Below are 22,885 nucleotides of genomic sequence, written 5' to 3'. Positions count from 1 at the left end.
TTCGCCTATGGATATGAACGAAATCAAAGAGATCTTTTTCCAGGAGTGCGAGGAGCAGCTCGCCGAACTGGAATCCGGTCTTCTGAAAATGAATGATGGCGATCGCGATCCGGAAACCGTCAACGCGGTGTTCCGTGCCGTCCATTCGATCAAGGGCGGCGCTGGCGCCTTCGGTCTGGATGACCTTGTCGCTTTCGCGCATGTCTTCGAGACCACACTTGATTGCGTTCGTTCCAACAAACTTGAGCCGACACAGGATGTCCTGAAGGTCATGCTGAAGTCGGCAGACGTGCTGGCCGACCTGACCAACGCCGCCCGCGATGGCGGCAGCGTCGATGAAAGCCGCAGCCGCGGCCTGGTCAAGGAACTGGAAGCGCTCGCCAACGGCGAGCTGCCCAAACAGTCGGCTGCCACGGAAGCACCGGCCGCGAAGCCGGTGACGGTCGCCGCCGCTCCGGCGCCTAAGCCCACCGATGACAGCGGCTTCCAGCCGATCCCCTTCTCCTTCGACGACTTCAGCGGTGAGGAAGAGGCTGGCTCCGATCTGCCCACATACGAAATTACCTTCAAGCCGCGCTCTGACCTCTATTCCAAGGGCAACGACGCAACACTGCTGCTGCGTGATCTAAGCCGCCTTGGCGAGATGAGCTGCTACTGCAACATGGACGCGTTGCCCGGTCTCGACGAGGTCGATCCGGAAGCGGCGTATTTCTACTGGAACCTGACTCTCAAGACCGACAGGGGCGAGGACGCGGTCCGTACGGTCTTCGAATTTGCCGAGTGGGATTGCGACCTGGATGTCATCGCCACTGAGACAAACGCCGTGGCTTCTGCCTCCGAAGAACTGCCAATGATCCCGGTTCCTTTCGATCTGTCGATCCTCGATGACGGTGCTGCGGAAGCGCCGGCAGAGCAGCCGAAGTCCGATGCGGCAGCTGCCGTTGCTGCTGCCGAAACCGCGTCCAACGTCACGCAGATGACTGCAGCCGCTGCCCGCGTCGAAAAGAAGGAATCCGCTGCCGCCGCTGCTGCGAGCGCTGCCGCGGCCGCCCAGAACAATGCCGCCGCCGGCCAGACGATCCGCGTCGATCTCGACCGCGTCGACCGCCTCATCAACCTCGTTGGCGAGCTCGTCATCAACCAGGCGATGCTGTCGCAAAGCGTCATCGAAAACGACACGACCGGAACGTCGTCGATCAACATGGGCCTCGAAGAGCTGCAGCAGCTCACGCGCGAGATTCAAGATTCGGTCATGGCGATCCGCGCGCAGCCGGTGAAGCCGGTCTTCCAGCGGATGTCGCGTATTGTTCGCGAAATCGCCGACATGACCGGCAAGACGATCCGGCTGATTACCGAAGGCGAGAACACCGAAGTCGACAAGACGGTCATCGACAAGCTGGCCGAACCGCTGACGCACATGATCCGCAACGCAGTCGACCACGGCATCGAAACGCCCGAGAAGCGCGCCGCGGCCGGCAAGAACGTCGAGGGCACGGTTCGCCTGACGGCCAAGCATCGCTCCGGCCGCATCCTGATCGAGCTGGCCGACGACGGCGCCGGCATCAACCGCGAGAAGGTGAAGCAGAAGGCGATCGCCAACGATCTGATCCCGTCCGACGCAAACCTGACGGATGAGGAAATCGACAACCTGATCTTCCTGCCGGGTTTCTCTACGGCTGACAAGATCTCTGACATCTCCGGTCGCGGCGTCGGCATGGACGTCGTCAAGCGTTCGATCCAGGCGCTCGGCGGCCGCATCAACATCACCTCGAGGCCGGGGCAGGGCTCTGTCTTCACGATGAGCTTGCCGCTGACACTCGCCGTTCTCGATGGCATGGTCGTCACCGTCGCCGGCCAGACGCTGGTCGTGCCGTTGACGGCGATCGTCGAAACGCTGCAGCCGGAAGCTGCCGCGATCCACTCCTTCGGCGCCAGCCATCGCCTGATCTCGATCCGCAACAGTTTCTGCCCGCTGGTCGATGTCGGTCGCATTCTGAACTTCCGTGCCACCCAGGCCAACCCGGTCGAAGGCGTTGCTCTTCTCGTGGAGTCCGAAGGCGGCGGTCAGCGCGCCCTTATGGTCGATGCGATCCAGGGCCAGCGCCAGGTGGTTATCAAGAGCCTTGAGGCGAACTACACGCACGTTCCGGGCATCGCTGCGGCAACCATCCTCGGCGACGGCCGCGTGGCGCTGATCCTGGATGTCGACGCGGTCGTGGGAGCTTCCCGCGGTCAAGCGTTGAGGCAGGAAGTGTCGCTGGCGGCGGTGGGATAAGCGATGTCATATGCCGTAAAAAGTCTGAAGGATGGGGACCGCGAGTTGATCGCGTTCCGCATTGGGGATCAGGAATTTTGCGTGAACGTCATGTCGGTGCGCGAGATCCGCGGTTGGACGCCGGCAACGGCCATGCCGCACTCGCCTGGCTACATGAAGGGCGTCATCAATCTGCGCGGCGCGGTGTTGCCAATTATCGATCTGTCGGCTCGCCTCGGCATGCCGGCAACCGTGCCGACGGCGCGACACGTCATTATCGTGGCTCAGGTGCACCGCAAGGTCGTGGGTCTGCTGGTTGATGCCGTATCCGATATTCTGACCGTTACCGAAGATAACGTTCAGCCGACGCCGGAAATCGCATCTGAACTGCAGCGTCAGTTCGCTCGCGGTATCCTGGCGATCGACAAGCGCATGATCTGCCTGCTCGAACTCGAAGCCATTTTCCCCGAAACGGAAAGCGAAGCCGCATGAATGTCCTGAGTGCAAGAGACACGCGGCAGGGAAGCCCTGACGAGGTGCTGGCGAGCGGAGAATATCCGCTGACGCGCCGCGACCTCATGGAAATTGCTGCGATGATCTACTCGGATGCCGGGATCTTCCTGAACGAGACAAAGGCGTCGCTGGTCTACTCGCGTCTTTCGAAGCACATCCGTAACCTCGGCCTCTCCGGATTTCGGGAATATTGCGCGCTCGTTTCTTCACCGGCAGGCGCCGCGCCCCGCCGCGAGATGCTGTCGCATCTGACGACGAACTTCACCCGCTTCTTCCGCGAGAACCATCACTTCGAGCATCTGCGTGAGCATGTGCTGCCGGAGCTGCTGCATCGCGCCAAGATCGGCGGCCGGGTCCGTATCTGGTCTGCTGCCTCCTCGGACGGTCAGGAGCCATATTCGATCGCGCTGACCGTTCTGTCGATGATGCCCAACGTCGCCGACTACGACTTCAAGATCCTGGCGACCGACATCGACCCGAAGATCCTGGCGATCGCCCGAGCGGGCGCCTATGAGGAAGGCGCGCTGGAGACGGTATCGCCCGCCATGCGCAAGCAATGGTTCAGCGAAGTCGAGGTTCAAGGACGGCGGAAGTTCCAGGTCGATGATCGCGTCAAGCGTCTGATCACCTACAATGAACTGAACCTGATGGCCCAGTGGCCGTTCAAGGGCAAGTTCGACGTCATCTTCTGCCGGAATGTGGTGATCTACTTTGATGAGCCGACGCAAATGAAGATCTGGGCGCGCTTTGCCGAACTGCTGCCGGAAGGCGGTCATCTCTATATCGGCCATTCCGAGCGCGTCTCCGGCGACGCCAAGCATGTCTTCGACAATATCGGCATCACGACCTACCGCTACACGACCAAGGGCGTGGGGAGGAAGGCATGAGCACGGCAGCCCGAGTTCTCGTCGTCGATGACTCAGCCACCATGCGCGGCCTCATCACAGCTGTGCTGAGCGCCGATCCGGAGGTCAGTGTCATCGGTCAGGCAGGCGATGCGCTTGAGGCGCGCGAGGCCATCAAAAAGCTCAACCCCGATGTCGTGACGCTCGACATCGAGATGCCCAACATGAATGGCCTCGACTTTCTCGAGAAGATCATGCGGCTGCGTCCGATGCCTGTCATCATGGTCTCGACGCTGACCCATCGCGGCGCCGATGCCTCGCTGGCGGCGCTTGAAATCGGCGCATTCGACTGCGTCGGCAAGCCGCTTCCCGGTGATGCGCGCCCTTTCGGCGATCTTGCCGAGAAGGTAAAGGCCGCTGCCCGTTCGCAGCGGCGCCAGTACACCCAGCCTGCACCGGCTACCCCGCCGCCTGCTGTTGCCGACTTCCGCGTCGGCCGCAAGATCGTCGCGATCGGTTCGTCGACCGGCGGCGTCGAGGCGTTGATTGCGGTGCTTCAGAAATTCCCGGCAAACTGCCCGCCGACTGTTATCACGCAGCATATGCCGCCGACGTTCACCAAGAGCTTTGCCGAACGCCTCAACCGGCTCTGTGCGCCGGTCGTGCAGGAAGCAACCGACGCCGCGCGTCTGGAGATCGGTAAGATCTACCTTGCGCCAGGTGGCGAACGCCATCTGCAGGTTGCCAACGCCCATGCGCCTTGCTGCCGTCTCATCGAACGTGATCCCGTGAACGGCCACAGGCCGTCCGTCGATGTGCTGTTCGATTCGGTGGCCGAACTGGCTGGCCGCAATGCGGTCGGCGTGATTCTGACCGGCATGGGACGTGACGGCGCGGCCGGTCTATTGAAGATGCGCCATGCCGGCGCGCGCACTCTCGGTCAGAACGAAAAGACAAGCGTGGTCTATGGCATGCCGAGAGTTGCTTACGAACTCGGTGCCGTCGAGCAACAGTTGCCGCTGAGTGGCATCGGCGAAGAAATCTTGAGAATGACAGCCGCCCGAAAGGAAGGAACCGACTAATGTCAATAGCAGAGAAAATCAAAGTTTTGATCGTCGACGATCAGGTCACCAGTCGACTGCTGCTCAGCGACGCGCTGACCCAGCTCGGCTTCAAGCAGATCACCGCTGCCGGCGACGGCGAGCAGGGCTTGAAGATCATGACCCAGCAGCCGCACCATCTTGTCATCTCCGACTTCAATATGCCGAAGATGGATGGCCTCGGCTTCCTTCAGGCCGTCCGTGCCAACCCGGCGACGAAGAAGGCGGCTTTCATCATCCTGACGGCCCAGGGAGACCGTGCGCTGGTCACGAAGGCGGCGCAGCTCGGGGCCAACAACGTTCTCGCCAAGCCCTTCACGATCGAGAAGATGAAGGCGGCTATCGAAGCCGTATTTGGAGCATTGAAATGAATCTCGACGTTGCAGCCCGCCGCGTCAATATCATCCAGGGCGAATGGAAGGTCCTGAATGATCCGAATGCGGTACTGACGACCATCCTTGGATCGTGTGTGGCTGCATGCCTGCGAGATCCCGTGGCAGGCGTTGGAGGAATGAACCATTTCCTCCTGCCGGGGACAGGAAACACGCCGATGACGGGTGGAGATGCCACGCGTTACGGCGTCCACTTGATGGAACTGCTGATCAACGGTCTCCTGAAGCAGGGCGCGCGCCGCGACCGCCTGGAGGCGAAGATCTTCGGTGGGGCGAAGACGATCTCGACATTCTCGAATGTCGGCGAACAGAACGCCGCCTTTGCTGTGCAGTTCCTGAAGGATGAAGGCATTCCCGTCGTCAGCTCAAGCACCGGTGGTGAGCACGGGCGCAAGCTCGAATACTGGCCGGTCTCCGGACGGGCTCGACAATATCCGCTCACCGGTGCGGAAACGCAGAGAACTGTTGCGCTTGAGCAGCGTCCGGTCGCTCCGCAGAAACCTGTCGAAACCAGCATCGAATTCTTCTGAGGGCGAGGACGTTATTAATGACTGTGAATGCAATGACAGAGCAGCCGTCCCCCGCCGAGGCCCTGCCCGATGTCCTGATGCGCATCGTCTCGGAACTGCATGACGTCGCCTATCTGATCGAGCGGATCGAGCCACAGCTCCTCGAAGTCGGGGGCGGTGCCGAACTGCTGAACTCGCCGGAAAGCATGAAAGTCATGCAGGGAATTGATCTTGCCGTACAGAAGACGCGCGGACTTGCCGAGTTCATCGACACCATCACCGGCGAAATCCCACAGGACTGGGCAGTCGATGTCGCAACGGCATTGAGCCTTGTCAAGCTCAGCGAAATGCAGCGCGCGCTAGGCGGCGCCATGCATCGTGGCACCGTTCAGCCTCTGGCCAAGGCCGCCGGAGAGTTCGACTTCTTCTGATCCGGGTTTCACTCGCACGTCCCACGAAACGTTCGCACAAGTTTCGGCATCTATCGTCGAAATGAGGCAATAAGCCTGCTTTGTCTGTGACGGTCGTGCGAGAACAGAATGAATCTGTTAAATCAATTAGTTCAAATTTTTAAGAACTTCAGTTCGCTAGGACGGAATCGCCTGCTGGCGCTGACCGGCGTGGGTGTCGTTTCAGTCGTGCTGATCCTGGCGGCAGCTTTTTTGGTCAACAAGCCGGCTCAGGAAACACTTTACGTCGGGCTTGATACGCCGGATCTGAACCAGATCAGCATGGCGCTCGCCGAGGCGAATATCGGATTTCAGGTCGGAAGCGACGGCACCAGCATCACGGTTCCTGCCGGCATGACCGGCAAGGCGCGGCTCCTGCTCGCCGAGCGGGGCCTCCCGAACAGCGCCAACGCAGGCTATGAACTCTTCGACAATGTGGGTTCGCTCGGCCTCACCTCGTTCATGCAGGAAGTCACGCGGGTTCGCGCCCTTGAAGGCGAAATCGGGCGCACGATCCAATCGATTTCGGGCATCACCTCTGCACGCGTCCACATCGTCATGCCCGAGGTCGGCAACTTCCGCAAAGCCGAACAGAAGCCCACTGCCTCTGTTATGATCCGCGCCAGTGCCGCGGCCGGCCGCAATGCGGCGACATCGATCCGCCACCTTGTTGCATCGGCCGTTCCCGGCCTCGATGTCGGCGATGTCACAATCCTCGATTCCGCGGGCCAGTTGCTCGCTTCTGGCGACGAGGCCAGCAATAGTTCGCTGAACCGTTCGCTGAACATCGTTCAGAATGTCCAGGGCGAAGTTGAATCCAACATCGACAAGGCACTCGCACCCTTCCTCGGCATGGACAACTTCCGCTCCAGCGTCACGGCCGAATTGAACACCGACAGCCAGCAGATCCAGGAAACAACCTACGATCCGGAATCGAAGGTCGAGCGCTCGATCCGGACGACCAAGGAAGCCTCTCAGTCGCAGCAGAAGCAGTCCGACAACGCCACGACCGTTGAGCAGAACATTCCGCAGGCAGCGCCCGACTCCGGCGGCGCCACCGGTCCGGAATCGCAAGACAAGTCTGACAAGAAAGAAGAGCAGACCAACTACGAAATCAACAGCAAGACGACTGCAACGACGCGCAACAGCTACAAGATCGACAAGCTCTCCATCGCCGTTGTCGTCAACAAGGGCCGCATTGCTCAGATGGTCGGCGAACCAGCCGATCAGGCGAAAGTCGATGCCTATCTCGCCGAGATGCAGAAGATCGTCGCATCGGCAGCCGGCATTAGCACCAACCGCGGCGACGTCGTGACCGTCACGGCCATGGACTTCCTGGAGAACCAGCTTCTCGAGGAGACGGGTAGCGGCGTGCGTGTGATGGATATGCTGAGCCGCAACCTTGCAGGCATCATCAATTCGCTCGCCTTCGTCGCAGTCGCCTTCCTGGTGATCTGGATGGGCGTCCGCCCGATGATCCGCAGTGTGACGGGCAATGGTGTGGCGGCTATCGGCGACACGTCGCCAGAAAGCGCCGGTCTCGAACTTCCGGACTTCGCCCCAGCCGCGGGCGCGGGCGCAGGTGGCGCGCTCATGGATGGCTTCGGCTCCGACTTCGGCTTCGACAGCACCGAGGACCTGCTCAGCCTTGGTGACGACGATGGCAACTTCAACCGCCGCGTCAAGGAAGGCCCGGAACGCAAACTGGCGCGCATGGTCGAGATCAACGAGGAGCGCGCCGCGAAAATCCTCAGAAAATGGGCGGTCGATAACGCAGCATAGTAAATGGCCGGGCAACCGGCCTTTTGCTTTGCCCATTTGCTGCACGGCGATCCGGTCGGATTTTGCATTTGCTCGGGCGCGCGTGAAGATTTCTGAGGATAGGCTTGACACAGGGCCGATATGGCCACGCGTTCTACGCGAATCGTATTGTCAGAATTCCCCGAATCACTTTAATTTAAGAATTCCTTAATAAGCGGAATTTGCGTGCGAATCAGCGCACGAAATGCAGAGCATGTAAATCCCAAGAACTCGGAGATGGTGGATTTTGCCACCTATCGTAATCTTGGGTGATTCGCGGAGAGGTCGTAGTTTGTTCAGGAGCGTGCGGATCAAGCTTCTGTCTTAGTCGTTCACAGCCGCAGGGTTTTGCCAATGGACATGCATATATTGCAGGCTCTCAAGAGCGATGCGCACAAGGCAAACTTCGTTGGCATCGCAGCGACAAACCTTTCCTCGCGTGACGAGTTGATCGCGCAGCTCTGCGAGATTTCGAACACGGGACGGTTGCAGCCGGGGCTCCGCGCGTTGACGGATTATGTCGGCGCTTCGCACTATCTGTTGGCGCGAGCGGACCTGGTGCAGGAGGCGGGTCTCGATTTCGTAGTCTCCTCGGACTGGCCGTTCGACCTCGTCACCAATCTGGCGCATGCCTTCGTAGGCGGGTTCGCCCGTGCGACGGAACTCGAAAAGTGCATGCTGCTATTCAAGCCGCATTTCGCCCTCCTGCCGGATACGGCGGACGCCCCTGATGGCGCCAGCCGCCAATTCTGTTCGCTGATGTTCAATATCGGCCGCTCCCGCCTCGTGCTGATGTTCCTGTTTGATGATGGGTTCATCCTGTCGCAGGAGCGGTTGCGGGATGTGGGGCTTCTGGCGGCATATTTTGCCAGCTTCCTGCAATGCGGTGCTACCAAGACTGACCGGGACTTCGAATTGACCGATCGGGAACTGGAGTGCCTTTTCTGGATCGCCGAGGGAAAGACGAGCGACGAGATTGCGATGATCCTCGGCATCTCCCGCAACACCATCAACAACTACATCACCAGTGTCATGCGAAAGACGGCTACGAAGACTCGTTCTGAAGCCATCGCATTCGCGGTGAGGAACAATCTCGTCTAAGGGGACGGCGTTATGGGGCAGCCATCCGGTAGGTCGATAGGAAATTCGGAAACGATGCGCGGCGTGCGAGTGAACAAGGTGGCGAGCCGGTCTGACCTGTTCCCGCGCCTGATCGGCATGCAGAAGCTTGCCTATGCCCAGAATTTCGCGGTCTACCGTGTCAGCGCCGCCGGTGTCCCGGCAAAGCAGCGCCTGGTTTGCGAACTGGAGAATTGGGGTTCTGTCAACAGTGGCTTCAGCCGGGCATTCATCGACGCCCATGGCGAAGCGCTGCTTGATCATATCGAGAAGTCGCTTCTGCCCGTCGTGTGGGCTGGGGGCCTCGATCGCGCCCCTCCGCGGCCTGCAAGTATTGCTCCCTTCATGGCGCGCCTGACGGGCGGTGTGGTTCCGTTCTCCGGCATGGCGTTTCCGGTGCGCCTAGGCGCCATTGGCAACGGCTTCGTTGTCTTCACCGGCGACGATCTTGAACCGGCGAGCGACATGATCGTTGAGCTGCACGCGAGGTCCTGCCAGATCATGATCGACCTGCTCTCGCTCGACGAGCGCCGTGTGGCGGCCGCCGAAGCACTCAGCGAACGCGAGATTGCCTGCCTGCAGCTTGCCGGCGACGGACGCATCAGCGAAGAGATTGCAGACAAGCTTGGCCTCTCCGTGCATACCGTCAACGCCTATCTCGGCTCGGCAACGATCAAGCTGGATTCAGTCAACCGAATCCAGGCGATCGCGAAGGCCATTCGCCTCGGATACATAAGCTGACGAGAAGGCGCGCGGGCGCTTTAGCCCGCCAATGCCCGCAATGGCTCGACGTTATAGCGTGCGTCGCGCAGACTCTGCTCGAGGACAGCGGTGTTTTCGTCCGGGTCCGTCGACGGACTTTGGAAGGCGATGTGGTTGATTTCGATACCGGCATGCTCCTCGGCAAGCGTGAGCTGCGCATAGATGGTGACGCCGCGCGGCTTGATTTCGAGATCGATCACCACTTCGGGCTTGCCGCCCCACTCCAGCGTATAGCTGCCGCCATGGCCGAAATTGACCGTGCCGGGATGGAAGAAAAGTTCGGCGGCTGACGATACCAGATCGGAAAGATTGCCGTAGTACTCGAAGCGCAGAAGAGAGATGAGGTCCGAAGCGTCCAGAAGCCGCAATTCCGTGGCCACAGGGCTGATTGCTTCAGCCAGGATTTTTTCACGCTGGGTCGAGTAGGGGCATTTTTTCATTCGGCTATCTTACCCGTTTGTTCTTGGCTTGCGTCGCGTAAACCCGATGGATGAGTTCCGCGACTGCCTTGTAGAATACAGACGGTATGACACTATCGACCGAGACTTGCGCAAACATGGAGCGCGCGAGAGGCGGGTCTTCGAAAACCGGAATGCCGTTCTTTTCCGCGATCTCTCTGATTTTCAACGCAATTAGATCCTGACCCTTGGCGACGACGACAGGTGCGTCATTTTCCTCTCGCACGTAGCGCAGGGCGACGGCAAAGTGCGTCGGGTTGGCGATCACAAGCGTGGCGCGATCGACGTTGGCGATCATGCGGCGGCGGGCACGGTCGCGCATCACCGAGCGCTGGCGGCTCTTGACGAATGGATCGCCCTGCGACTGCTTGTTTTCTTCCTTGACCTCGTGTCGCGTCATCTTCAGTTCGGTGAACCAGTGATAGCGCGTCCAGAAGAAGTCGGCGATCGCCACGACCCCGGTGGCGATCAGGACGACGATGGTGATCTTCTGCATCGACGTCATCATGCGCGTGAAGATCGTCTGCGGATCGGAGAACATGGCGTCGATTGCGTTGAAGTATTCGCTTTTCAGCACAAAGAACATGACGACGCCGACGATCACGATCTTCGTTAGCGACTTGCCGAACTCAACGAGGCCGGGCAGGCTGAACAGCCGCGACCATCCCTTGGCGATCGAAATACGCGAGACCTGCGGCCGTATGCGCTCCAGCACCGGCGTCGGCAGGTTCTGCGAGATGGACGCGGCGACGCCAAACACCATGAACAGGATAAAGGCAGGTGCGAGCAATGCCGCCGAAACCCAGCCCAGGTGAACGAATAGGGAAAGCGCATCCGGCCCGGTTTCGAGCTTCCATTGGTCGGGCTGCTCGAAAATGTCCTTCAGCGCCTCGCCGACTTTGCTGAGCCCGTCCGGCAGGAAGAAGATGATGTAGACGAAGGTGGCAAGTACGGTGGCAAAAAGCGGCACCTCGCGCGAAAACGGCACGTTGCCTTTCTCGGCAGCGTCGCTTTTCTTTTTCGCTGTCGGGTCTTCTGTTTTGCTATCCTTGTCGTCGTCGGCCAAGGCCGAGGCCCTCCATCAAAAGAAACGGCCGCGCCAGGGCGCGGCCTTTCCGGAAGGGTATCTCCCTTTTGCCGCCGCGATCAACCACGGGCGGTAGGGAGGGCGCGCTTCGTGCACAACAACAGCGGTTTAGGCCGCTGCGGAGCCTTCGGCCTCGGTCTCCTTGAGCTGGATTTGTCCGGAATTTGCCAGGCGAATCGCTTCCTGGGCAATGGCGCGCCGCGCGATGGCGATTTCGCGCGGATTGATGCCGGCCGTTCCGCTCTGCAGATCCGATTCGATCATGCGGCGCTGGCGCGGGCTGATCGAGGCGAGCACCGCCTCGCGCATTTCGGCCGCCGAGCCGCGCAACGCCATGGTGAGGATGTCTGACGAGATGTCGTTCAGCAGCATCACGCGGCTGCGCTGCGGCATGAGCATGAGGTCGTCGAAGAGGAAGATCTTCGGACGGACCTTGTTGACCGATTCGCGGCTGATCGATTCGAGCGAGGTGAGCAGGGTATCGACCTGCGGCTTGTCCATCTCGTTCATCAGCTCGGCAACCTTCGTCGAGCCGATCGAATTCTTCTCGGCGTCGATCTCGGTCAACAGGCTCATCACCTGCTTCTCGATGATCTGCGCGGCCTTGGGGCTGACGGACTTGAGGTTGACGGTACGGTTCATGATGTCTGCGCGGCGACCGTCCGGAATCTGCATTAGGACCTTGGCGCCGAACGAGGAGGGCATCATGGAGAGAATATAGGCAACCGTCTGCGGATGTTCGCGCAGGAGGAACTTGCCGATGAAAGCCGGGTCGCCTTCGCCGAGACGGTCCCAGATCGACGTCTCGTAGGCCTGGAAGGTGGTGCGACGGCCGAGGAGGCTGTCGACTTCGTCGGGGGTCAGGCCCTCTTCGAGGATGCTCTCGATTGCCTTGGCGTTGTCCATGAGACCCGCACCCTCGGTGAACAGGTCCTCGAATTCGGCCACAAGCCCAAGCAGTTCATCAGGCGGGATCGCACGCAGCGTTTGCGCCGATCCGATGATCGTCTGCAGCTCGGCCTGCGTGAAATACTTCAATAGCCTGCCGGCGACCCCTTTCCCCATAGCGAGGAGAACGGCCGCCGCCTTTTCAGCCTGGGTCAACGGTTTCTCGGCAAGAGCGCCGCCGAAATCGTCAAAGTCCATCATGGTCTAACCTCTCCGTCCCTGCACCGGGATCAGGCTTTTTTCGTACTCAAAACTTCTATCAGCTTGACGCCGAAACGCGTGTCGTCGTTTTCCAGAACGGTGATCTCGCCGCGAGCAATCTTGCGGCCGTTCACCATGATTTCGACCGGCTCACCGATCTTCTTGTCGAGCGCGATGGTTGCGCCTTCGTTCAGGTTCATCAGGCCGGCGACCTGCATGCGGCTGCTGCCGAGCATGATCTGGACGTCGATCGGGATGTCCATGATCAGGTCGAGGTTCGACTGCATGGCGCTGCCGAGCGGCGCCGGTTCGGAAGCGACCGCACCAAAGGAGGCGTCACCGAAATCGGAAGAGGCGCCAAAGTCGGAGGTTGTGCCAAAATCGCTTCCACCGAACGCAGGCTCCCCGGCCGCGTCATCGAAATCGCCGCCAAAGGTGGATAGATCGGTGCTGCCGCTGAAGGCGTCACTCTCGTCGGCGAAGTCCGGCAGGCCGCCTTCCGCGTCGGTCTTCAGGACGCCACGCAGGTCATCGATGGCCTGATCAAGCTCGGCCTCGTTGCCCGGGAGCTCCATTGAAAGGTCGCTGTTCTTGGGTGTCTTCTTCGTCGCCATGAAATCACTATTCCAGTTGAAACTTGCCTCAAGCTGCCGTGCGGCAGCCCGGTTGGAAAATGGGCTAATTCATCAAGTGGCGGATGAGATCGTCATCCGAGTTAATCGTGTCCTTCACCCGGACGGTATAATTCTCGCCCGAACGTCCAAATTCGCAGATGTACAATTCCTTGCTGTTGGCGCTCACTTCGACGCGGACGTCGCCGCGATCGTAGAAGGGGATGACATCGCCCGCTGCAAGCTTCGAAATGGTCCGCAGCGTCAAGTCCTGCAGTCGGATCTTGGCGTTGAGCGTTACCTGCGAGCGGCGCACCTGCTCGCTGAGTTGATCGCTCCATTCAGACGATTTTGCTGACTGCCCCTTGGGCTTCGGAGCCGTTACGCTCGTCTTCAGCAGAGCAGCTTGGGGAACGATCAGCGAGACATCCGAGGTAATGCCGGAAAGCGTGATCGACATGTTGATCGCGGCCGCAAACTCGTCAGGCTTGTCTTCGGCCGGCTTGGCACGCGTTTCGAACGCGTAGGGAAATTCCAGGGCCGGCTCGAAGCCGCCAGGCGCGTTCACCGCCGAGCGAAGAACATTGGCGATCTTGTCGAAGACCATGACCGCAAGCTCGAGCTCGATCACGGACAGCAGGCGGTCGGCCGGCTGCTCGACCGTCTCGGCGGACGCACCCAGCAGATGCTCCATGAGCGTGATGACGAAGCTGTTGCCGCAGGCGAGCGTAATGTTCTGCGACCAGTTGCGTAGCGTCGCCTCGACAAGCGTCGTGTTGCCGCCGAGATCGGCGACGAGGTCATTCTTGTGTCCGCTGTCACAGCCGAGATAGGCCACTTCGACGTCGAGGTTGGTCTCGCTTTTGATAACGTCGGGCAGGAAGGCCGTATAGACATCGCCGAATGCGCTGCAGATCTTCTCGATGGTGGCCTTGTCGCCGAGTCTGCCCGTCAGTTTGGCAAGAAGGGCTTCGTCCATAAGGGGTTTCTTGAGGGTAGCGTTCATGACCGTTTACGCCGCCTTGTTCTCGCCGCCGGGATTCATCATTTCCTGTTCGACTGCGTCGATCGAAGGACGCTCATAGGCCGAGATGGTCTTGCGACCGTACTCGAGGGCAACCTGCGGCACGGAGCCGTTCATGTAGGCAAGCAACGTCTGCTTGACGATGACATAGAGGCGATGCTGCTTGTTGCGGACGATCTTGATCTGGGAAACGATCGGCGAACACACACAATAGGACAGGAGAATGCCGAGGAAGGTGCCGACGAGCGCCGAGCCGATCAGGTGGCCGAGAACTTCAGGCGAATCGTTGATGTGTGCCATCGCTTTGATGACGCCGAGAACAGCCGCGACGATACCGATTGCGGGGAAGGCGTCGCCCATGATCTGGATGGCGTGATAGGGCTTCATCTTGTCGTGCAGGATCGTGTTGATCTCTTCGTCCATCAGCGCCTCGATCTCATGCGAACGAGCATTGCCGATGATGATCAGGCGGACGTAATCACAGATGAATGCCGTCAGTTCCTTGTTCTTGAGGATCGTCGGAGCGGATTGGAAGATCGAGGATTCGGCCGGATTGTCGATATGTGCCTCGATCTCGTTGCGCGACTTCGTACGAAGGTCGCGCATCAGGGAATAGAGAACACCAAGCGTATCGAGATAGTTCCGTTCCTTCGGGACCGTGTGCTTGAAGGCTTCCCCAAGCGCCTTGCCGGAATCCTTCACGACCTTCATCGGGTTGCCCATGACGAAGCTGCCCAGGCCGGCCCCGCCGATGATGACGAGCTCGAAAGGCTGCCAAAGCGCCTCCACATGGCCGCCCATCGCCATGAAGCTGCCGATGATGCAGCCGCAGGTAATCACAAATCCGATAATGATATTCATCGTCAGTCCAAACCTGATCGTTATTTTCAACCCAAGGGATAGGGTTGCTGGCTTGCGTGAGGCTGATGATTGCCCCTGCAAATCAAGCTTTTCCATGCCAGCTTCGCGCAAGCATTTGCTGTCAGCTTGTCGGTGACGAATGGGCATCCGTGCCTGTTTCTGAGATGCCGCCTCAGCGAGATCCGTGGTCCAACCGACTGCAAACACCCGGATTTCGTACCGTTCATCGCCAATGCAGGAGCCTATCGGGATGCAATCCGGTCTTTATGTTTCGTTGTCGTCGCAGATAGCACTCGAACGTCGCCTCACCACCATCGCCGACAATATGGCAAACGTGAACACGACTGGCTTCCGCGCAACGGAGGTAAAGTTCGACGAGATGCTCGGTGAGACCGGCAACAAGATCAACGCCAAGGTCGCCTATGTTTCACAGGGCAACGACTATCTGTCGGGTGACAGCGGCGAGCTCGAGCACACCGGGAACATGCTCGACTTCGCGATCAAGGGCGATGCCTGGTTCTCGGTGGATACGCCGGCTGGCAAGGTTCTGACCAAGGATGGCCGCTTCACGATGAAGGAAAACGGCGAGCTGGTTTCGGTCCGCGGTTATCCGGTTCTCGATGCCGGCGGCGCACCGATCACGCTCAGCAAGGCTGCGGGCGAACCGAAAGTCGGTGCTGACGGATTGATCTATCAAGACGGCAAGCAGGTTGGTTCGCTGGGTCTCTTCGAGGCCGATATCAGCAAGGGCTATCTGCGCTATGAGAACAGCGGCATCATGACGACCGAGCAGCCGCGTGCTGTCACCGATCGCTTCAATGTCGGCGTCCAGCAGGGCTACCTCGAAAATTCCAACGTCAACGCCATGCGCGAAATCACGCAGCTGATCGAAGTCAATCGCGCCTTCGAGAGCATGACATCGCTCTCGAAGGACAGCGAGGCTTCGTTCAGCGAAGCGATCAAGACGCTCGGCGGCAGCCGTTAGCCGAGGTCTGACACATGGCCAACACGCCGCTCACCGAAGCCGATCTCTCGCCGAAGCTCGCCCACCTCGCCGGGCTCGTCTCGCGCTATTCCAACCCCGAGTTCCTGGTCGCCCCTGGCGGCCATGTGCAGACGATCGCCGCCGGTCACTACACCGTGACCGGCCTCTCGCGCCATGTGCGGCTCGGCGAATTCGTGGCGCACAAGTCGTCGACCGGCATCCACCTCGGCGAGGTCCTCCGCGTCGAGCCTGAATTGACCTATGTTTGCCCGATCGAGCCGGGCGAGCCGATCGGCATCCATGATACGGTCATTCGCAAGGGTGCCTTCCGCATTTCGCCGTCCGACGACTGGTGCGGACGCACGATCAACTCGCTGTGCGAGCCGATCGATGGCCTGGGTCCCATCGTCGAAGGCCTCGGCCGCCGTTCTATTTCGAATACCGCGCCGCCATCCATGACGCGAAAGCGTGTGGAGAAAGGCTTCAAGACAGGCGTTCGCGCCATCGACATTTTCTCGCCGCTCTGCCTCGGCCAGCGCCTTGGCATCTTCGCCGGCTCAGGCGTCGGCAAATCGACGCTGCTCTCGATGGTGGCGCGCGCCGATGCCTTCGACAAGGTTGTGATCGCACTGGTCGGCGAACGCGGCCGCGAAGTACGCGAATTCATCGAAGATACGCTTGGGGCCAACATGAGGAAGGCGATCGCCGTTGTTGCGACGAGTGATGAGAGCCCGATGCTGCGTAAGATGGCTCCGCTGACTGCCGTCACCATCGCCGAGCATTTCCGTGACCAGGGCGACAACGTGCTCCTGATCGTCGATAGCGTCACCCGATTTGCCCATGCCATCCGCGAAGTCGCGACCGCGTCCGGTGAGCCGCCGATCGCGCGCGGCTATCCCGCTTCCGTTTTCACCGAGCTGCCGCGGCTGCTGGAGCGTGCGGGTCCGGGCCCCGAAGGCACGGGGACGATCACCGCGATCATCTCGATCCTGGTCGATGGCGACAACCACAACGACCCGATCGCCGATTCGACGCGCGGCATTCTGGACGGTCACATCGTCCTGCAGCGTAGTCTCGCGGAGGAGGGACGCTACCCACCGATCGATCCGCTTGCCTCGATCTCGCGCCTGGCGCGCAAAGCCTGGACCCCGGATCAGGAAAAGCTTGTGTCGCGCCTCAAGACGCTCATCCACCGCTTCGAGGAGACACGCGACCTTCGCCTGATTGGCGGTTACCGACCGGGCGCCGACCCTGATCTTGATATGGCGGTCAAGCAGGTACCGATTATTTACGATGTTTTGAAACAGTCGCCGGGCGACGTCGATTCGCAGGATGCCTTTGCCGATCTGGCTGGCGCCCTGAAGGCCGCGGCCGGCATCGGCGGCCAGCCGAATATCCGCAGGTAGAAAGGCGCGAAGTGACCGATTTCGATGACGATGAGAAGATCGCCCCGCTGAAGCCTCTGCGGCGCAAAACCGTCTTTCTCGACCGCGTTCTGACGATCGCCGGCCTTATCCTGGCGGGAGCGTCCGCGTTCTTTCCGTGGTACGTTTTCTTCAACGAAGACAAGTTCGGCATCAATGTTGCGCAGGGTGACCGGACGCGCGACCTTCCGGACTGGCCGGCGCGGAACGTCTTCAGCGTCTCGCCCCTCGCGATGGCCAACAAGAACCAACATGAAAAGAAGCCCGAGATCCCGGTCGATCCGCTGACGACGGCGACGGTTACCAATATCGGCAGGGAAGACGACAAGGGCGCGCCGGCCGAAGACCAGCCGTTTCCCGGAAAATCGGGTTTTCGCCTCCTCCACGTCGCAAATGGCCGCGCCCTCATCGAAGACACATCAGGAATGTACGTCGTGCGTCTCGGATCCATCCTGCCGGACGAAAGCCGGCTGGCGACACTGGAGGAGCGCGATGGCAAATGGGTCATCATCACCTCCAAGGGCGATGTCTACCAGCACAATTGAACGCGTGCCGGCCGCGCAGCGAATCAGTCGAAGGGGCTCCACCGGATACGGTCGGAGCCTTCATTGCATTCTGGAGGCAGGACCCGACGAGGTTCCGATTTCCGGGCCCGCATTCTCCGTAAGTCTGACGCAAGATTACCGCCGTAGGTTCGCCTCAGTAAAAACGGAGAGTTCCCATGCAACCGATTCAACTTTTCGACTTGGCCTCGCGGCAGGCCGAATGGCTGACGATCCGTCAGGAGGTTGTGGCCGGCAACATCGCGAACGCGAACACGCCGAAATACCGCGCCAAGGACATCACGCCCTTCCAGGCCGCCCTCGATAAGTCGGACATTAACATGGCGCGTACCAATGCTGCGCACCTGACCGGCAACGATCTGGGCACGAAGAGTGAGATCGACGTCAAGGATGCGGCTCTCGATCAGGAGATCGGCGTCCAGGAATCCGGCAACACGGTCGGGCTTGCCGAAGAACTTTCCAAGTCCGGTGAAATCAAGCGTCAATACGATTTGAACACCTCGCTGGTGAGCTCGTTCAACCGAATGATGCTGATGACGGTGAAGAGCTAAGATCATGGATCCTTTGTCAGCAGCACTCAAAATCGCAGGATCGGGGCTCGAGGCGCAATCGACGCGCCTGCGCATCGTGTCCGAAAACATTGCCAACGCCCGCTCGACCGGCGACACGCCCGGCGCCGATCCCTACCGCCGCAAGACGGTCACCTTCGGGGAAGCCGTGGATCGCGCCAATGGCGTCACCACGGTCAACGTCAAGAAGCTCGGGGAGGATGAATCGAAGTTCATCACCGAATACGACCCCAGCAATCCGGCTGCGGATGAAAAGGGCGTGGTCAAGCTTCCGAACGTCAACATGCTGGTCGAGATGGCCGACATGCGGGAAGCCAACCGCTCCTACGACGCCAACCTGCAGACCATCAAGCAATCCCGCGACCTGATCTCGGCAACGATCGATCTCTTGAAGAGCCAATAGCAATGATCAACAACGTCAATAGTGTCAGCTCCCTGTCGATGACCCGCGGCCTCGCCGCCATCGATCAGGACAACTCCTCGGCCTCCTCCGCTGCAGAAAGCGCGGCAAATGACGGTGGCTTCGGTGCGGTTCTCAGCAACGTTGCCACCGGCGCCCTGAATACCCTGAAGAATGCGGAAGGCATGTCCTTTGCCGGCATCAAGGGCACAGCCACGACGCGTGAAGTTGTCGATGCCGTCATGCAGGCGCAGCAGACCCTTCAGACCGCAATCGCCATTCGCGACAAGGTCGTTACAGCCTTTCTCGACGTTACCCGGATGCAGATGTAATTGATTTAAGGACGAAGCCATGAGAGCGCTTGCCATTGCTGCAACGGGTATGGACGCCCAGCAGACCAATCTTGAAGTCATCGCCAACAACATCGCGAACATCAACACGACGGGCTACAAGCGCGCTCGCGCTGAATTCACGGATCTGCTGTATCAAACCGAACGGGCAAAGGGCGTCTCCAACCGCGCGAACCAGTCGATCGTACCGGAAGGTGCAAACATCGGTCTCGGCGTTCAGACGTCGGCAGTCCGCAATCTGCACATTCAAGGCGAGCTCTCGCAAACCGGCAACGACCTCGACGTGGCACTGATCGGCCGCGGCTTCTTCCAGATCCAGGCGCCTGACGGCACGACGCTCTACACCCGCGCCGGCGCCTTCAACAAAAACGAGACCGGCCAGATAGTCACCGTGGACGGCTATCTGGTGGCGCCGAACATCACGATCCCGCAGGGTTCGACGCAGGTGACCATCAGCCGGTCGGGCGAAGTTTCGGCGAAGCTGCCGGGCAACACCGATCCGACCGTGCTCGGCCAGCTGCAGATCGCCGACTTCGTCAACGAAGCCGGTCTTCAGCCCCTCGGCGACAACCTGTTTCAGCAGACGCCCGCTTCCGGCGATGCCGTCGTCGGCACGCCCGACGAAGAGGGCTTCGGCTACATGAAGCAGGGTTACCTCGAATCGTCGAACGTCGATCCGGTGAAGGAAATCACCGAGCTGATATCGGCGCAGCGTGCCTATGAAATGAATTCCAAGGTCATCACCACCGCCGACGAAATGGCCTCCATCGTCAGCAAGAACCTGAAGTAATCGGGAAGGGCCGAAACATGATGTTTTGCCGGGTCAAAGGTATCCTCGGATGGGTGGCAGCTGCCGCCATTGCGATCACCGCATTTACCGCGCCGCAGGCAGCCGTCGCTGCCGGCATGGGCTATGCGGTGGTTCCGACAACGACCATTTACCCCGGCGAAACCGTTTCTGGCGCCCAGCTCCAGGAAGTGGAAGTGACCAATCCCAACCTGAGGGGCGATTATGCAAAGTCGATCCGCCAGGTCGAAGGGATGATCTCCAAGCGCACGCTCCTGCCGGGACGCACGATCTCCGTTTCGGCGCTGCGGGAGCCCTTTACCGTGACGCGCGGCTCCTCGATCCGGCTGATCTTCACGCTCGGCGCGATGACGATCTCGGCAGCCGGGTCGCCACTTGAAGACGGCATGACGGGGCAGCTCGTCCGCGTTCGCAACATGGATTCCGGCGTGATCGTCAGCGGCACCGTGCTCGCCGACGGCACCATACACGTGGCCGCAAAATGAAGATGTTGTTCCGCCTTTTCGTCGCCCTCGCGTTTCTGTCCCCGAACGTTGTCGCCGTCACGCCCGCTGCGGCCATGAACTCGCGCATCAAGGACATTGCTTCCCTGCAGGCGGGACGCGACAACCAGCTGATCGGCTATGGTCTCATCGTCGGCCTCCAGGGCACCGGCGACGGCTTCCGCGCGTCGCCGTTCACCGAGCAGTCGATGCGTGCGATGCTGCAAAACCTCGGCATCTCCACTCAGGGCGGCCAGTCCAATGCGAAGAATACGGCGGCCGTCATGGTCACGGCCAATCTGCCGCCTTTTGCCAGCCCCGGCAGCCGTATCGATGTCAGCGTTAGTTCGCTGGGCGATGCCACGTCGCTGCGCGGCGGAACGCTGATCATGACGTCGCTGTCGGGCGCCGATGGCCAGATTTACGCGGTCGCACAGGGCTCCGTCGTCGTCTCGGGGTTCAACGCACAAGGTCAGGCCGCGACCGTGACCGAGGGTGTGACGACGGCGGGACGGGTGCCGGGCGGTGCCATCATCGAACGGGAGCTGCCGTCGCGCTTCAAGGATTCCGTCAATCTCGTTCTGCAGCTGCGAAACCCGGACTTCTCGACGGCCATTCGCATCGCCGATGTCGTCAACGGCTACGCTTCCGCTCGCTTCGGCGGCCCGGTCGCGGAGGCCAAGGATGCGCAGGAAGTCATCGTCCAGAAGCCGAGAACGGCGGACCTCACGCGCCTGATGGCCGACCTGGAGAACCTCGTCGTCGAGACGGATACGCCGGCGAAGGTGGTGGTGAACGAGCGAACCGGAACGATCGTTATCGGCGCCGATGTGCGCGTGTCGCCGGTTGCCGTCAGCTATGGTACTTTGACGGTCCAGGTGACCGAAACACCGCAGATCATTCAGCCCGAGCCATTGTCGCGCGGCGTGACCGCGGTTCAGCCGCAGACCGATATCGCTGCGCAGAAGACGGGCGGCAAAGTGGCGCTGCTGGATGGGCCTGATCTCAGGACACTCGTGGCGGGTCTCAACAATATCGGCGTCAAGCCGGATGGCATCATTGCCATCCTCCAGGGCATCAAATCAGCCGGCGCGCTGCAAGCGGAGCTCGTCCTGCAATGATGAAGAACATGACTGCATCTGACTTGCTTCGGCGACTTGCCCTGCCTGCGATGGCCGTGGGGGCGCTGTCCATCCCCGGCGCCTTTGCGCAGGAGCAGCCGGCGCCGAAGGGTGAAATGACCTCGCAGGAGGAGATCAAGCAGTTCTGCACGAACATTGCCGATCCCGCTCGCGACCAGCGCTATCTCCTGCAAAAGCAGGAACTCGAGAAGCTTCGCACCGACGTCGATTCCCGCATCGCGGAAATGAACAAACGCAAGGAGGAATATCAGGACTGGCTGAAGCGCCGCGATGATTTCCTCAAACAGGCCGAAGCGGGCCTCACCGATATCTACAAGAAAATGAAGCCGGACGCGGCCGCATCGCAGCTGCAAGAGGTCAAGATCGAAGTGGCGGCAGCCGTCATCATGCGGCTGAACGCCACGCAATCGAGCCTGATCCTCAACGAGATGGATCCGCAGAAGGCTGCGATCATCGCCAACATCATCGCCAGTGCGTCCGATCCCAATACGTCGAAGGATCCCTCATGAACAAGCGTTTCCCGGTCGCGATTGCAGCCGTCGCCCTGCTTGCAGGCTGCGCATCGCCGCAGGCTGTCAATGAGATCGGTCGCGCCCCGGCCATGAGCCCGATCGGCAGCGGTCTCGCTTACGGCCAGACGCCGCAGATGGCGCTCTATCCGAAGCAGCCGCGCCAGGTCGCACAGGGCTATTCTCTTTGGAGCGACTCGCAGGCCGCCCTCTTCAAGGATGCTCGCGCACTGAATGTCGGGGACATTTTGACCGTCAACATCCAGATCAACGATAAGGCGAAGTTCGAGAATGACACCAGCCGCAGCCGGACCAATTCGAGCGGCCTCAACTGGGACGTCGACGCCAACATCATGGGCTGGAATCCGTCGTCGAAGACCGATGTGACCTATGGTTCCGACACCAGTACCGACGGCAAGGGCAAGATCGACCGGTCCGAAACGCTGAAGCTCATGGTCGCGGCCGTCGTCACTGGCATTCTCGAAAACGGCAACCTCGTGCTCAGCGGCTCCCAGGAAGTCCGCGTCAACCAGGAGATCCGCATTCTCAATGTCGCCGGTATCGTTCGCCCGCAGGACGTCAACGCGGACAACCAGATTTCCTACGAGAAGATTGCTGAGGCCCGCATCTCCTACGGCGGCCGCGGCCGCCTGATGGAAGTGCAGCAGCCGCCGCGCGGCCAGCAGGCCGTCGATCTCTTCTCGCCGCTCTGAGGCAGAA

Annotated in this window: 27 protein-coding genes; 21 read left to right on the top strand and 6 right to left on the bottom strand. The window is 60.4% G+C overall.

Annotated features, from left to right (window positions below):
- Window positions 1-7: 7 nt before the first annotated feature.
- The 10 genes from BSG20_RS01690 (at window position 8) to visR (ending at window position 9,722) form a co-directional block, all read left to right on the top strand.
- Window positions 8-2,275, top strand: a complete 2,268-nt coding sequence (locus BSG20_RS01690) for a chemotaxis protein CheA (protein WP_072371032.1) — start codon at window positions 8-10, stop codon at window positions 2,273-2,275.
- Between the two features lie 3 nt (window positions 2,276-2,278).
- Window positions 2,279-2,746: a chemotaxis protein CheW gene (locus BSG20_RS01685; protein ID WP_018117028.1), complete on the top strand. Its 468-nt coding sequence runs from the start codon at window positions 2,279-2,281 to the stop codon at window positions 2,744-2,746.
- A complete protein-coding gene (cheR, locus tag BSG20_RS01680) occupies window positions 2,743-3,654 on the top strand; it encodes a protein-glutamate O-methyltransferase CheR (RefSeq protein ID WP_072371029.1) in 912 nt (303 codons plus the stop codon). Before BSG20_RS01685 ends, cheR begins: the two co-directional genes overlap by 4 nt.
- Window positions 3,651-4,694, top strand: coding sequence for a protein-glutamate O-methylesterase CheB (cheB, locus tag BSG20_RS01675; RefSeq protein ID WP_072371026.1), 1,044 nt, complete (start codon window positions 3,651-3,653; stop codon window positions 4,692-4,694). The genes cheR and cheB overlap by 4 nt, the downstream gene beginning before the upstream one ends.
- Window positions 4,694-5,083, top strand: coding sequence for a response regulator (locus BSG20_RS01670; protein ID WP_007530058.1), 390 nt, complete (start codon window positions 4,694-4,696; stop codon window positions 5,081-5,083). Before cheB ends, BSG20_RS01670 begins: the two co-directional genes overlap by 1 nt.
- Window positions 5,080-5,634, top strand: a complete 555-nt coding sequence (cheD, locus tag BSG20_RS01665; RefSeq protein WP_024313038.1) for a chemoreceptor glutamine deamidase CheD — start codon at window positions 5,080-5,082, stop codon at window positions 5,632-5,634. The genes BSG20_RS01670 and cheD overlap by 4 nt, the downstream gene beginning before the upstream one ends.
- Window positions 5,635-5,651: 17 nt before the next feature.
- The gene (cheT, locus tag BSG20_RS01660; RefSeq protein ID WP_072371023.1) at window positions 5,652-6,044 is read left to right on the top strand and encodes a chemotaxis protein CheT; all 393 of its coding nucleotides are present in this window, start codon (window positions 5,652-5,654) and stop codon (window positions 6,042-6,044) included.
- Between the two features lie 108 nt (window positions 6,045-6,152).
- Entirely contained in the window at window positions 6,153-7,844 is a 1,692-nt protein-coding gene (gene fliF / locus BSG20_RS01655; RefSeq protein ID WP_072371019.1) for a flagellar basal-body MS-ring/collar protein FliF, read from the top strand.
- A 372-nt stretch (window positions 7,845-8,216) separates the two neighbouring features.
- On the top strand, window positions 8,217-8,963 hold the full coding sequence (gene visN / locus BSG20_RS01650; protein WP_072371017.1) for a transcriptional regulator VisN: 747 nt from the start codon (window positions 8,217-8,219) through the stop codon (window positions 8,961-8,963).
- Between the two features lie 12 nt (window positions 8,964-8,975).
- A complete protein-coding gene (gene visR, locus BSG20_RS01645; protein WP_072371014.1) occupies window positions 8,976-9,722 on the top strand; it encodes a transcriptional regulator VisR in 747 nt (248 codons plus the stop codon).
- Window positions 9,723-9,742: 20 nt separating this feature from the next.
- On the opposite strand, the gene BSG20_RS01640 is transcribed toward visR, so the two are convergent.
- The 6 genes from BSG20_RS01640 to motA form a co-directional block, all read right to left on the bottom strand.
- Window positions 9,743-10,183, bottom strand: coding sequence for a hypothetical protein (locus BSG20_RS01640; protein ID WP_072371011.1), 441 nt, complete (start codon window positions 10,181-10,183; stop codon window positions 9,743-9,745).
- Between the two features lie 4 nt (window positions 10,184-10,187).
- Entirely contained in the window at window positions 10,188-11,267 is a 1,080-nt protein-coding gene (gene flhB / locus BSG20_RS01635) for a flagellar biosynthesis protein FlhB (RefSeq protein ID WP_072371008.1), read from the bottom strand.
- 129 nt (window positions 11,268-11,396) lie between these two features.
- A complete protein-coding gene (fliG, locus tag BSG20_RS01630; RefSeq protein ID WP_072371005.1) occupies window positions 11,397-12,437 on the bottom strand; it encodes a flagellar motor switch protein FliG in 1,041 nt (346 codons plus the stop codon).
- Between the two features lie 29 nt (window positions 12,438-12,466).
- Window positions 12,467-13,051 carry a flagellar motor switch protein FliN gene (gene fliN, locus BSG20_RS01625; protein WP_072371003.1) on the bottom strand — a complete coding sequence of 195 codons (585 nt, stop codon included), beginning with the start codon at window positions 13,049-13,051 and terminating at the stop codon, window positions 12,467-12,469.
- Window positions 13,052-13,115: 64 nt separating this feature from the next.
- The gene (locus BSG20_RS01620; protein ID WP_072370999.1) at window positions 13,116-14,054 is read right to left on the bottom strand and encodes a FliM/FliN family flagellar motor switch protein; all 939 of its coding nucleotides are present in this window, start codon (window positions 14,052-14,054) and stop codon (window positions 13,116-13,118) included.
- Window positions 14,055-14,060: 6 nt separating this feature from the next.
- On the bottom strand, window positions 14,061-14,933 hold the full coding sequence (gene motA, locus BSG20_RS01615; protein ID WP_024313028.1) for a flagellar motor stator protein MotA: 873 nt from the start codon (window positions 14,931-14,933) through the stop codon (window positions 14,061-14,063).
- 250 nt (window positions 14,934-15,183) lie between these two features.
- Here motA and flgF point away from each other — a divergent pair, with 250 nt between their 5' ends.
- The 11 genes from flgF (at window position 15,184) to flgH (ending at window position 22,878) form a co-directional block, all read left to right on the top strand.
- Window positions 15,184-15,918 carry a flagellar basal-body rod protein FlgF gene (flgF, locus tag BSG20_RS01610; RefSeq protein ID WP_072370996.1) on the top strand — a complete coding sequence of 245 codons (735 nt, stop codon included), beginning with the start codon at window positions 15,184-15,186 and terminating at the stop codon, window positions 15,916-15,918.
- A gap of 14 nt (window positions 15,919-15,932) precedes the next feature.
- Entirely contained in the window at window positions 15,933-17,324 is a 1,392-nt protein-coding gene (fliI, locus tag BSG20_RS01605) for a flagellar protein export ATPase FliI (protein WP_072370993.1), read from the top strand.
- An 11-nt stretch (window positions 17,325-17,335) separates the two neighbouring features.
- Window positions 17,336-17,887 carry a flagellar protein gene (locus BSG20_RS01600; RefSeq protein WP_072370990.1) on the top strand — a complete coding sequence of 184 codons (552 nt, stop codon included), beginning with the start codon at window positions 17,336-17,338 and terminating at the stop codon, window positions 17,885-17,887.
- A 176-nt stretch (window positions 17,888-18,063) separates the two neighbouring features.
- Entirely contained in the window at window positions 18,064-18,456 is a 393-nt protein-coding gene (flgB, locus tag BSG20_RS01595; RefSeq protein ID WP_024313024.1) for a flagellar basal body rod protein FlgB, read from the top strand.
- A 4-nt stretch (window positions 18,457-18,460) separates the two neighbouring features.
- The gene (gene flgC / locus BSG20_RS01590; protein WP_037114251.1) at window positions 18,461-18,877 is read left to right on the top strand and encodes a flagellar basal body rod protein FlgC; all 417 of its coding nucleotides are present in this window, start codon (window positions 18,461-18,463) and stop codon (window positions 18,875-18,877) included.
- A gap of 2 nt (window positions 18,878-18,879) precedes the next feature.
- Window positions 18,880-19,206 carry a flagellar hook-basal body complex protein FliE gene (gene fliE, locus BSG20_RS01585; RefSeq protein ID WP_072370987.1) on the top strand — a complete coding sequence of 109 codons (327 nt, stop codon included), beginning with the start codon at window positions 18,880-18,882 and terminating at the stop codon, window positions 19,204-19,206.
- A gap of 19 nt (window positions 19,207-19,225) precedes the next feature.
- Window positions 19,226-20,014, top strand: coding sequence for a flagellar basal-body rod protein FlgG (gene flgG / locus BSG20_RS01580; protein ID WP_072370984.1), 789 nt, complete (start codon window positions 19,226-19,228; stop codon window positions 20,012-20,014).
- A 17-nt stretch (window positions 20,015-20,031) separates the two neighbouring features.
- Entirely contained in the window at window positions 20,032-20,517 is a 486-nt protein-coding gene (gene flgA, locus BSG20_RS01575; protein WP_072370981.1) for a flagellar basal body P-ring formation chaperone FlgA, read from the top strand.
- On the top strand, window positions 20,514-21,635 hold the full coding sequence (locus BSG20_RS01570; protein ID WP_072370978.1) for a flagellar basal body P-ring protein FlgI: 1,122 nt from the start codon (window positions 20,514-20,516) through the stop codon (window positions 21,633-21,635). The genes flgA and BSG20_RS01570 overlap by 4 nt, the downstream gene beginning before the upstream one ends.
- Window positions 21,632-22,165, top strand: coding sequence for a MotE family protein (locus tag BSG20_RS01565; RefSeq protein WP_072370974.1), 534 nt, complete (start codon window positions 21,632-21,634; stop codon window positions 22,163-22,165). The genes BSG20_RS01570 and BSG20_RS01565 overlap by 4 nt, the downstream gene beginning before the upstream one ends.
- Entirely contained in the window at window positions 22,162-22,878 is a 717-nt protein-coding gene (flgH, locus tag BSG20_RS01560; RefSeq protein ID WP_072370971.1) for a flagellar basal body L-ring protein FlgH, read from the top strand. Before BSG20_RS01565 ends, flgH begins: the two co-directional genes overlap by 4 nt.
- Window positions 22,879-22,885: the final 7 nt, after the last annotated feature.

Origin of the sequence: Rhizobium tibeticum, assembly GCF_900110205.1 — a bacterium.
GTDB classification, from domain to species: Bacteria; Pseudomonadota; Alphaproteobacteria; order Rhizobiales; family Rhizobiaceae; genus Rhizobium; species Rhizobium tibeticum.
This window is presented reverse-complemented; position numbering and strand designations above follow the sequence as displayed.